This window comes from Methylobacterium sp. WL64 (assembly GCF_008039945.1).
In the GTDB taxonomy this organism is placed as follows: domain Bacteria; phylum Pseudomonadota; class Alphaproteobacteria; order Rhizobiales; family Beijerinckiaceae; genus Methylobacterium.
Genome location: NZ_VRVA01000017.1, coordinates 52,177 through 63,382, shown reverse-complemented (window position 1 = coordinate 63,382; position 11,206 = coordinate 52,177). Strand labels below are relative to the sequence as shown.

The 11,206-nt window shown below is 71.3% G+C and carries 9 protein-coding genes; all 9 read left to right on the top strand.

Going from position 1 to position 11,206, the window contains the following annotated elements:
- The first annotated feature begins 107 nt into the window (after positions 1 to 107).
- The 9 genes from FV242_RS11230 to FV242_RS11190 are packed head-to-tail and all read left to right on the top strand — an operon-like array spanning position 108 to position 11,206.
- Positions 108 to 767 carry a cytochrome c3 family protein gene (locus FV242_RS11230; protein WP_147908315.1) on the top strand — a complete coding sequence of 220 codons (660 nt, stop codon included), beginning with the start codon at positions 108 to 110 and terminating at the stop codon, positions 765 to 767.
- Positions 764 to 3,775, top strand: coding sequence for a TAT-variant-translocated molybdopterin oxidoreductase (locus FV242_RS11225; protein WP_147938969.1), 3,012 nt, complete (start codon positions 764 to 766; stop codon positions 3,773 to 3,775). The genes FV242_RS11230 and FV242_RS11225 overlap by 4 nt, the downstream gene beginning before the upstream one ends.
- Positions 3,776 to 3,777: 2 nt before the next feature.
- Positions 3,778 to 5,793, top strand: coding sequence for a DUF3341 domain-containing protein (locus tag FV242_RS11220; RefSeq protein ID WP_147938968.1), 2,016 nt, complete (start codon positions 3,778 to 3,780; stop codon positions 5,791 to 5,793).
- The gene (locus FV242_RS11215) at positions 5,790 to 6,326 is read left to right on the top strand and encodes a cytochrome c (RefSeq protein ID WP_147938967.1); all 537 of its coding nucleotides are present in this window, start codon (positions 5,790 to 5,792) and stop codon (positions 6,324 to 6,326) included. Before FV242_RS11220 ends, FV242_RS11215 begins: the two co-directional genes overlap by 4 nt.
- Positions 6,323 to 7,369 (top strand): hypothetical protein, encoded by a 1,047-nt coding sequence (locus FV242_RS11210; protein WP_147938966.1) that lies wholly within the window; start codon positions 6,323 to 6,325, stop codon positions 7,367 to 7,369. The genes FV242_RS11215 and FV242_RS11210 overlap by 4 nt, the downstream gene beginning before the upstream one ends.
- Complete coding sequence (locus FV242_RS11205; RefSeq protein ID WP_147908320.1) at positions 7,366 to 7,860, top strand: hypothetical protein; 495 nt, start codon at positions 7,366 to 7,368, stop codon at positions 7,858 to 7,860. The genes FV242_RS11210 and FV242_RS11205 overlap by 4 nt, the downstream gene beginning before the upstream one ends.
- Positions 7,861 to 7,865: 5 nt before the next feature.
- Positions 7,866 to 8,840 carry a cytochrome c oxidase subunit II gene (coxB, locus tag FV242_RS11200; RefSeq protein WP_147908321.1) on the top strand — a complete coding sequence of 325 codons (975 nt, stop codon included), beginning with the start codon at positions 7,866 to 7,868 and terminating at the stop codon, positions 8,838 to 8,840.
- 33 nt (positions 8,841 to 8,873) lie between these two features.
- Positions 8,874 to 10,550 carry a cbb3-type cytochrome c oxidase subunit I gene (locus FV242_RS11195; RefSeq protein ID WP_147938965.1) on the top strand — a complete coding sequence of 559 codons (1,677 nt, stop codon included), beginning with the start codon at positions 8,874 to 8,876 and terminating at the stop codon, positions 10,548 to 10,550.
- Entirely contained in the window at positions 10,547 to 11,206 is a 660-nt protein-coding gene (locus tag FV242_RS11190) for a cytochrome c oxidase subunit 3 (RefSeq protein ID WP_147938964.1), read from the top strand. The genes FV242_RS11195 and FV242_RS11190 overlap by 4 nt, the downstream gene beginning before the upstream one ends.

Genomic DNA, 11,206 nt, shown 5'->3' with positions numbered 1-11,206 from the left:
CGCCTGCCCGGCGGGTTTTGCGGCTCGTTGCGCGGGCGCATCTGCCTCCTGCGCGGGAGCGCCTGCCTCCTACGCGGGAGCGCCTGCCCCCTGCGCGGGGCCGCCTGATGGCGCAGCTTTTCACCCCCGGCGCGGACGCGACCTACCGGCTCGCCCTGATGACCGGTGTGGCCTGCCTGGTCGGCCTGCCCGTGTTGGCGGCCGGGATCGTGCGCTCGAACTACGTCACGGGCGTCGGCATCGCGCCGGCCCAGCCCCTGCCGTTCAGCCACAAGCACCATTCCGGCGAGCTCGGCATCCAATGCCGGTATTGCCACACCACCGTCGACAAGGAGGCCACCGCCGGCATCCCGCCGACCCATACCTGCATGACCTGCCACTCGCAGATCTGGACCGGGTCGACGATGCTCAAGCCGGTGCGCGACAGCTACGCGCAGGACAAGCCGCTGGAATGGGTGCGGCTGAACAAGCTGCCGCAATACGTTTACTACAACCACTCGGTGCATGTGACGAAGGGCATCGGCTGCTCGACCTGCCACGGCGACGTGACGTCGATGCAGATGACCTATCGGGCGAACGCCTTCGAGATGCAGTTCTGCCTCGATTGCCACCGGGCGCCGGAGAAGTACGTGCGCACGCCCGATCAGGTCTGGAACATGACCTGGAAGCCGCCGGCCGACCAGGCGACGCTGGGTCCGAAGCTGGTGGCCGAATACCATATCCGCGGCGGTGCGCGGCTCACCGAGTGCGGGATCTGCCACCGATGACGCACACTCCCGACATCGCGGCGTTGCGCGCCAAGCTCGCCGGCGGCGACGGCCCCCGCTTCTGGCGCAGCCTCGACGCCGTCGCCGACAGCCCGGAATTCCGCGACTACCTCGCGGCCGAGTTCCCCTCGGCGGCCCGCCTCGCCGCCGCCCCGGAGCGGCGCGGATTCCTCAAGCTGATGGCAGCGTCCTTCGCGCTCGGCGGCCTTACGGCCTGCGGCGCGGAGGGCGGGCGCGATTACGAGGTGCCCTACGTCAACCAGCCCGAGCGGATCGTGCCGGGCACGAACCTGTCCTACGCCTCCTCGGCCGTGTTCGACGGGTTCGGCAACGGGATCCTGGTCACCACCCGCAACGGTCGGCCGCTGAAGATCGAGGGCAATCCCGATCACCCCTGGAGCCGCGGCGGCACCGACGTGCTGGCCCAGGCCTCGGTGCTCGGCCTCTACGACCCGTTCCGCTCGCAGGCGGTTCAGCACCTCGGCAAGCCGAGTTCCTGGGCGGCGTTCCGGACGGCCCTGCAGACGCAGATTCCGGCCTGGCGCGAGGCCGGGGGTGCGGGGGTGGCGCTGCTGACCGGACCGGTGACGTCGCCCACCGTCGCGGCGCAGATCGCCCGGATGCGGGCCGCCTACCCGGCGCTGCGCTGGTATGTCGGCGCCGGCACCGGCCGCGACGCGATCTACGAGGGCGCCCGCCTGGCCTATGGCCGGCCGCTGGAGACGCAGCCCGATTTCGGCCGGGCGCGCACGATCGTGTCCCTGGACGGCGACTTCCTCGACCTCGGCCCCGGCCAAGTCGGCCTGTCGGGGCGCTGGAGCGCGGCCCGTCGCGCCGCTTACGCCGAGGGCCGCCTGTTGAGCCTCCACGCCGCGGCCCCGACCCCGACCCTCACCAGCGCCAAGGCGGATCACGGCGTCCCCGTCTCGGCCGGACGCCTCGAAGCCCTGGCGCGGGATTTTTTGGCGGTGACTTCAGGCGCCGCGGCGCCGGCCGGCGACGATCCGGTCTCCCGCTGGACGCGCCGCGCCGCCAAGGCCCTCACCGAGGCGCGCGGCGCCGGCATCGTCACGGCCGGGCTGACGGCGAGCCCGGACCTGCACGCACTGGTCCACCGCCTCAACGGCGCGCTCGGCAATACCGGGGCGACCCTGCGGCACACGATGCCCGTGGCCGAACAGGGCTCCGGGACGCTGGCGGACCTGGCGGAGGAGATGGAGCGCGGTGCCGTCAAGGTCCTGATCGTGCTCGGCGGCAACCCGGTCTACGACGCCCCGGGCGCCCTCGACTTCGCCGCCCGGATGGAGCGCGTGCCGCTCAAGATCCATGCCGGGCTCTACTACGAAGAGACCGGCGCGCATGCCGACTGGCACCTGCCCGCCGCCCATCCGCTGGAGAGCTGGGGCGACGTCCGGTCCCTCGACGGCACGGTCGGGCTGATCCAGCCCACGGTGGCGCCGCTCTACAACGGCCGCACCCTCCAGGACATGCTGGCCTTCCTCACCGACGGACGCGGCGGTGAGGAAGGCGCCGACGCGCTCGCCCTGCTCAAGGCGCGTTGGCGGACCGAGGGCGAGGACGCGGCGGCGTTCGAGGCGCGCTTCTCCGATGCCCTGCGCCGGGGGTTCTGGCCGGACAGCGCGGCTGCGACCGAGGAGGTCGCGCTCACGCAGGAGGCCGGCGGCGCCGAACCCTCTACCGGGCCCTCTGCACAGCCCTTTGCCCAGCCCCCCGCCCGATCCTCCGCCGAGGCCGGGATCGAGGTGGTGTTCCGCCCGGACCCCACGGTCTGGGACGGTACCCATGCCGACCTCGCCTGGCTGCAGGAACTGCCGAAGCCGCTCACCAAGGTGGTCTGGGAGAACGTGGTCGCGCTCAGCCCGCATCTGGCCGAGCGGGAGGGTGTCGCGACCGGCGACATCGTGCGGGTCGAGGCGGAGGGGCGCGCCGTCGAGGGCGCCGCCTGGATCCTGCCGGGCCAGGCCGCCGACACCGTGACGCTGAGCCTCGGCTACGGCCGCAGCGTGCCCGACCACCTGTCCAGCGGCCTCGGCTACGACGCCGCCACCCTGCGCCCGGCCGGGACGCCGTGGCGGCTCTCCGGCGCGCGGCTGACGAAGACCGGACGGCGCCGCATGCCGGCGACCACCCAGCATCTCGGCACGATGGAGGGGCAGGACATCGTCCGCGTCCAGGCCGTCGGTTCCGCGCCGGTGGGCGATCCCAAGGGCGCGCCGGCGCCGGCCTCGTTCTACCCGCCGCCGGAGAGCCAGGACCGCTGGGTCGCGGCGCAATGGGGCATGGCGATCGACCTCGACGCCTGCATCGGCTGCAACGCCTGCGTCACCGCCTGCCAGTCGGAGAACAACATACCGGTGGTCGGGCGCGCCGAGGTCGAGCTCGGCCGCTGGATGGGCTGGCTGCGGGTCGACCGCTACTACGCGGGCGGGCTGGACGCGCCGACGACGCATTTCCAGCCGGTGCCGTGCATGCATTGCGAGCAGGCGCCCTGCGAGGTCGGTTGCCCCGTGGAGGCGACCCTGCACGACAGCGAGGGCCTGAACCTGCAGGTCTACAACCGCTGCGTGGGCACCCGGACCTGCCAGAGCTACTGCCCGTACAAGGTCCGCCGCTTCAACTACCTGGACTACACCGGCGGCATGACCCCGGTTCAGCAGCAGCAGCGCAACCCCGAGGTCACGGTCCGGGCCCGCGGCGTCATGGAGAAGTGCACCTACTGCATCCAGCGCATCACGGCGGCCCGGATCACCTCGGCCAAGGACGCCCACGCGCCGATCCCGGACGGCGCCGTCGAGACCGCCTGCCAGGGGGCCTGCCCGACCCGGGCGATCACCTTCGGCAACGTCGCCGACCCGGGAAGCCAGGTCTCGGCCGCCCGCACGGACACGCGGGAATACGCGCTGCTCGGCCACCTCAACACGCGCCCGCGCACCACCTACCTGGCGGGGCTCGCCCCCGCCGCCGATCCGGCCGGACGGGAGGGCTGAGCATGTCCGGCGCGCTCGCAGGCGGTTCGCTGATCCGGCCGGAGGAAACCCTCCAGGGCATCGGCGGCGCGGTCACCGCGATCCCGCTGACGCATCCACGCAACCGGCGCTGGTGGATCGCCTTCGCGGGGGCTGCGGCGCTGCTCGGCGTGTTCGGCTTGACCCTCGGCTACCTGCTCTACGCGGGGCCTGGGATCTGGGCCAACAACAACGCCGTCGTCTGGGCGCTGGACATCGCCAGCTACGATTGGTGGATCGGCGTCGCCTCCGGCAGCCTGCTGGTCTCGGCGGTGCTGCTGCTGCTCGGGGCCGAGTGGCGCGGGGCGGTGAACCGCATCGCCGAGACCCTTGCGCTGCTCGCCACCGCGGCGGCCGGCCTCTATCCGATCATCCATCTCGGTCGGCCGTGGTTCTTCTTCTGGAACCTGCCCTACCCCAACACCTACAACCTGTGGCCGCAGTTCCGCTCGCCGCTGCTGTGGGACGCGATCGACATCGTGGCCTTCCTGGTGATCTGCGTCAGCCTCTGGTTCATCGGCCTGCTGCCCGACCTCGCCACCCTGCGCGACCGCGCCTTCGGGGAAGCGATGCGCCAGGCCGACGCGAAGGCGCCGACCCGCCGGCTCGCCCTGCTGCGCGCCCAGGTCTACGGCATCGTCGCTTCGGGCTGGCGCGGGTCCGCCGCCCATTGGCAGATCTGGGTTCAGGCCTACCGGACGGTGGCGCTGCTAGGCGTGCTGCTGGTGGTCTCGGTCCAGACCGGCGCCTCGGTGATGCTGGCCGGCTCGCTGATGCCGGGCTGGCACAGCACGCTGCTGCCGGTGAGCTTCCTGGTGAACGCGGTCTATTCCGGCGTCGGCATGACGGCGGCGATCGTGGTGCTGATCCGCGTCGTCTACGGCCTCGACGCCCTGGTGAGCGTGCGCCACCTCGACGTGCTCGGCCGCCTGCTGCTCGGCCTCGGCTGCGCCAGCGCCTATTGCTACGCGGCCGAGTATTTCGACACGTTCCTCAACGGCGACCCGGAGGCGCGGGCGGTGCTGGCGCGGCGCATGACCGGCGACCACGCGCTGGTCTCCTGGATGGCGATCCTCCTGTTGGTCCTGCCCGCCCAGGTGCTGTGGTCGGCCCGGGCCCGCGCGGCGCCTCTCGCGCTCGCCGCGGTCGGCCTGCTGGTGGCGGCGGGGGCCTATGCCGACCACGTCATGGTGCTGGTCGTCACTCTGACCCAGGATTTCCTGCCGTCCTCGCGGCTGCCCTACGGGGTGGATCCCTGGGGCGTGGCCACCTTCGCGGGCTCGCTCGGCCTGTTCCTGACCCTGCTGCTGCTGTTCCTGCGCTACCTGCCGGCGGTCTCGATCATCGAGAGCCGCCGCCTCGCCCTGGCGCGCGCCCCGGGCACCCAGGCCGCCGCCCGGGAGGCCGTCTCGCACGCCGCCCCCCGCCCGGAGGAGGATCCGGGGCCGGCGCCGCTCTGGGGCGTGTCCGCCACCTTCGCCAGCCAGGCCGACCTCGCCGCCGCGCTCCAGGCCGTGTCCGGGATCAGCCCCCCGGACCAGGTCCATCTCGACGGGCACGGGCCGGTGCCGATGCCGCGGACCCTGCGGTCCCTCGGCCTGGAGGGGCGCTCGATCCTGCCCTACGCGCTCGCCGGCGCGCTGCTCGGCGGCGCGGGCTTCTACGCGATGTGCATCTACGCCACGGCCTACGACTACGTGTTCCTGATCGGCGGGCGTCCGCGCCTGTCCTGGCCGTCCTTCGTGGTGCCGAGCATCTCCTTCGCGATGATGACCGGCTGCATCGCGATCCACCTCGCCCTGCTGGTGCTCAACCGCTTGCCGCGGCTGAACCACCCGGCCTTCAACATCCCGGGCTTCCTGCGCGCCTCGGACGACCGCTTCTTTCTCTCCGCGGAGGCGCGCGACGACCGCTTCGACGCAGGCCGGTTCGAGCGCCGGCTCGCGGGCCTGGCGGCCGAGGCCGGGCGCCCCCTCGAGATCCGCAGGATCCCGCGATGAGGCGCGCCGCCAGCCTCCTCCTCGTCGCGGCTTTGCCGGGTCTCTCGGCCTGCGGCGAGGCCAACATGGACGACCAGGCCCGGGCCAAGACCTGGGACCGCAACCCGTTCTTCCCCCGTCAGATCACCATGCGCCAGCCGGTGCCCGGGACCGTGCCGCGGGTCGATCCGGCCCGCGAGGCGCCGCAGCCGCAGACGATCAGCCGGGACCTGATCGACCGGGGCCGGGAGCGCTACGGGGTGTTCTGCACGCCCTGCCACGGCCAGGATGGGCGCGGCGGGGGCATGATCGTGGCCCGCGGCTTCCCGCCCGCCGGCGACCTCACCGCCGAGCCGCTCCGCCGGGCCCCGGCCGCCGAGATCTACGGCGTCATCGGCAACGGCCGGCGCGCGATGTTCGGCATGGCCCAGATGATCCCCTCGGCCGACCGCTGGGCGATCGTCGCGTATGTCCGGGCGCTCCAGCTCAGCCAGGACGCCGTGGTGGCGGGCCTGCCCCCGGACGACCGGGCCCGCCTGGAGGCGACCCGATGAGCCGGCCCGTGCTGATCGGCCTCCTCGGGCTCGGCCTGCTCGCCGCCTGCTGGCTCGCGGGCGGCTGGCGCGGCGCGGCGTCCTCCTACCTGGCGGCCTGGCTCGTCCTGCTGGCGCTGCCGGTCGGCGCCCTGCCGGTGACGATCGTGGCCGAACGCTTCGGCAAGCGCGTGCGCGAGCGCGGCGGGATCGAGATGCTGGCGGGCCTGCGCCGGCTCATGGCGCTGATGCCGGTGGCCGCGCTGCTGGGGCTGCCCCTGCTCGCCGCGGTGCCGGTGCTCTACCCGTGGGTCGGGGCGGCGCCCCGCACACCGCTGGCGGCTTTCTGGTTCATCACGCCGTTCTTCGTGGCCCGGGTGATCGCGTATCTCGCCGCCTGGACCTGGCTGTCGATCCGGTTCGCGCGGCCCTTCGACGAGCCGGGCGAGGGCCGCACCGTGCCGGCGGTGGGCCTCCACGCGGTGGTCGGCACGCTGTTCACCACCGACGTGATCGCCTCCCTCGACCCGAGGCTCGACTCGACCCTGCTCGGCCTGTTGGTGATGACCGCCTGGAGCGGGCTGGCCTTCGCGGCCGCGATCCTGCTCGCCTGGGAGGAGCCGGAGCCGGTGGGCCGCGGGCGGACGGCGCCCGGGCGCGGCCGGCTGGTTCCCCTGGTGGTCCTGCTCGGGCTCTGGGCGTTCATGCACTTCGTGCAGTTCCTGATCGTCTGGTCCGCCAACCTGCCCCCGGAGGTGGCCTGGTACTTCGCCCGGGGCGGCAGCCTCGGGCGCGGGCTGTCGATCGGCGCCGGGGCCGTGGTGGTGCTGGCCGGGCTCGCGACCCTGCGGCCGGGCCGTCCGACCACGCGGGTCCTGGCCGGCGCGGCGCTCGCGGTGCATGCCCTCGAGATGTTCTGGCTGGTCACCCCGGCCCTGCGCGACCGGTTCGTGCTCCGCCCGGTCGACGGGTTCGCGGCCCTGGCGGTGGCCTGCCTTGCCGCCGCGCTCCATCCGCTGTTGCGCGCGGCGCCGGGCGCCCGGCGCGCCGGGAGGTCGGCATGAGCGCGCGTCCCGGTCCCGGCCTGATCCCGGCGATCCTGGCCGGCTTGACCCTGCGCGGCAGCGGCCTGCTCGGTGGTCGCTCGGGTCGCGCCGCCGCGCCGGGCACGCCGGCCAACGCCCCGCGCGACCCCGACGATCCCGGCTATGAGACCCGGGACGTCAAGGTCCGCAACACCACGCTGGTGATGGCGGGCCTGGCGCTCTCCGTCCTGACGGTGATCGGCACGATGGTCTGGATGAGCGCCGCGTTCAGCGCGAGCCAGCGCCGGGCCCTGCCACCCCTGACGCCGCAGCAGACCGCGACGCTGACGCCGCCGCCCCCGAACCTCCAGGCGGATCCCTACGCCGACCTCGACCGCCAGCGGGCCGCGACCGGGGCGCGGCTCTCCGGCTACGGCTACAGCGATCCGGCCCGCACCCACGCCCGCATCCCGGTCGATCGGGCGATGGACCTCGTCGTCGGCCGCTCCCTCGACGCGCCGGAACGGTAGGCAGGATGACGCCGAACCACGCAGCCCTGGAGCTTTGGCCCGCCGCGGTCTCGGGCACCGCGACCGAGACGGACCTGCTCATCCTGGCCTTCACGGTCCTGACCCTGCTGCTGACCGTGCCGGTCTTCGTGGCGATCACCTATTTCGCCCTGCGCTACCGCGAGGGTTCGGAGGCGGATCGCAGCCCCTCCGGCATCCGCTCCAACCTCATCGAGATCAGCTGGATGCTGATCCCGTTCCTGCTGACGCTGATCTTCTTCGTCTGGGGCGCCCGGGTGTTCATCGCCTCCAAGAACGCCCCGCCGGACGCCATGGTGATCGAGGCGATCGGCCGGCAATGGATGTGGAAGTTCCAGCATCCCACCGGTCAGGCCGAGATCAACGACCTGCACGTGCCGATCGGCCAGCCGATCCGCCTGCGCATCATCAGCCAGGACGTGATCCACGCCCTCTACCTGCCGGCCCTGCGCCTGCAGGTGGCGGCGCTCCCCGACCGCTACACCGATCTGTGGTTCAAGGCCGACAAGATCGGCACCTACCACCTCTATTGCTCGGAATATTGCGGCACCGACCATTCGGTGATGGGCGGCGAGATCAGCTTCATGAATCCCGGCGACTACCAGGACTGGCTGACCCATTCCGGCGCGCAGCAGGGCAAGGTCGCGGCCGGCCGCACCCTCTACGAGGCCTATGGCTGCGCCGGCTGCCACGATCCCGGCTCCTCCGTGAAGGCCCCGAGCCTGGCCGGCCTCTACGGCAGCCCGGTGAAGCTCGCCGACGGCCGCACGGTGACGGCCGACGACGCCTGGCTGCGCGAGAAGATCCTGAACCCGAACGGCGACCGCCTCGCCGAGGGCTACAAGCAGGTGATGCCGAGCTTCGCCGGTCGGATCCCGGAGGGCGAACTCGGGACGATCATCGATTTCCTCAAATCCTACACGGCGCCGGCCTCCGGCAAGGCCGCGCAGGCCACTCCATGACGGCCAATCCATGACGGCGACGAGGGCGACATCATGAGCGCATCGGGCAGCGTCGGCGGCACGGCCCGCCGCGAGCCGCACGCGCCGGAGGCCACCCTCGGGCGCAAGGCCGACTACCTTCACGCAGATTCGACCCTGCGCTCGTGGTTCCTCACCACCGACCACAAGCGCATCGCGATCCTGTACCTGGCCTCGATCACCGGCTTCTTCGTGATCGGGGCGGTCGCGGCCGGGGTGGTCCGGCTGGCGCTGATCGTGCCCAACGGCGCGATCATGACCAACGACACCTACAACAAGGCTTTCACCATCCACGGCGTGGTGATGGTGTGGTTCTTCCTGATCCCGTCGATCCCGGCGACCTTCGGCAACTTCCTGATCCCCCTCATGATCGGGGCGAAGGACCTGGCGTTCCCAAAGCTCAACCTGACGAGCTGGTACGTGTTCATGGCCGGGGCGTTCTTCACCCTGGTCTCGCTGGTGCTCGGCGGGGTCGACACCGGCTGGACCTTCTACGCGCCGCTCTCCACCGCCTTCTCGAACACCTGGGTCCTGCCGGCCCTGATCGGCGTCACCATCGTGGGCTTCTCGTCGATCCTGACGGGGCTCAACTTCGTGGTCACCATCCACACCATGCGGGCACCCGGCATGACGTGGTTCAAGCTGCCGATCTTCGTCTGGGCCCACTACGCCACCAGCCTGATCTTTCTGCTCGCCACGCCGGTGATCACGACCGCGCTGATCCTGCTGATCATGGAGCGGGGCTTCCACATCGGCGTGTTCGACCCGGCCTATGGCGGCGACCCGGTGCTGTTCCAGCACCTGTTCTGGTTCTACTCGCACCCGGCCGTGTACATCATGGTCTTGCCCGGCATGGGGGTGATCTCGGAGATCGTCCCGGCCTTCGCGCAGAAGAAGCTGTTCGGCTACCGGTTCGTCGCCTACGCGTCGATCGGGCTGGCCTCGGTGACCTTCTTCGTCTGGGGCCACCACATGTTCGTCAACGGCCAGAGCGACTTGGCCTCGCTGGTGTTCTCGGCCCTGTCGTTCGCGGTGGCGGTGCCGTCGGCCGTCAAGGTCTACAACTGGACCGCGACGATCCATAAGGGGAGCTTACGGCTCGATACGCCGATGCTCTACGCGATGGGCTATATCGGGCTGTTCGTGCTCGGCGGCCTCACCGGGCTCTACCTCGCGACGCTCGCCATCAACCAGCACATCCACGCGACCTACTTCGTGGTCGCCCACTTCCACTACATCATGGTCGGTGGCACGGTGCTGGCGTTCCTGGGTGGCCTGCACTTCTGGTGGCCGAAATTCACCGGGCGGATGTACAGCGAGCCCTGGGGCCGGGTCTCGGCGATGCTGATCTTCATCGGCTTCAACGTGACCTTCTTCCCGCAGTTCATCCTCGGCTATCTCGGGATGCCCCGGCGCTACGCGACCTATCCGGTCGAGTTCCAGCTCCTCAACGTGCTGTCCTCGGCCGGCGCCACGATCCTGGCCGCCGGCTACATCTTCCCGATGCTCTATCTGGTCTATTCCCTGTGGTTCGGCCGCAAGGCACCCGCCAACCCCTGGAACGCCAAGGGGCTCGAATGGGAGACCGGCTCGCCGCCGCCGAAGCACAACTTCCTCTCTCCGCCGGCGGTGCCGCGCATCCCCTACGATTACCCGATCCAGGCCCAGGAAGCCCAGGACCAGCACGGATGAGCAAAGGGCTGGCAGACGGCGTCGGGGTCGCCCGCGCCGGGCATTTCGAGACGGTGGCCCAGCAGCGCGCCGCCGCGACGCTGGGCATCTGGGCCTGGCTGATCACCGAGCTGCTGCTGTTCTCGGCCCTGTTCCTGGTGGCGCTGATCGTCCGGATCCAGCACCCGGAGGCGACCGTCGCGGCGGCCAAGCACCTCAAGTTCTGGATCGGCGCCACCAACACCGTGGTGCTGATTTGCTCCAGCTTGACCATGTCGATGGCGATCGAGTTCTCGCGGATCGGCTGGCAGCGCGCCATGGTCCGGGCGATGCTGGCCACCGCGGCGCTGGGCGGCCTGTTCCTGGTGCTCAAGGGCTACGAGTATTACGCGGACTGGGACGAGCACATGATGCCGTTCCTGGGCAGCCGGCCCTTCGCGCTGGCCGAGACACCGCCCGCGCGGCTGTTCGTGAACCTGTATTACGTCGCCACGATCCTGCACGCGGTGCACCTGTTCACCGGCATCGCGCTCCTGCTCGGCATGACTTGGATGGCCGCGAAGGCCGGCTTCCTGTCCCGGCACCAGAACTGGATCGAGGTCTACGGCCTGTACTGGCACTTCATCGATCTGATCTGGATCCTGGCCTTCCCGATCCTCTACGTGGTCAACCGGTAG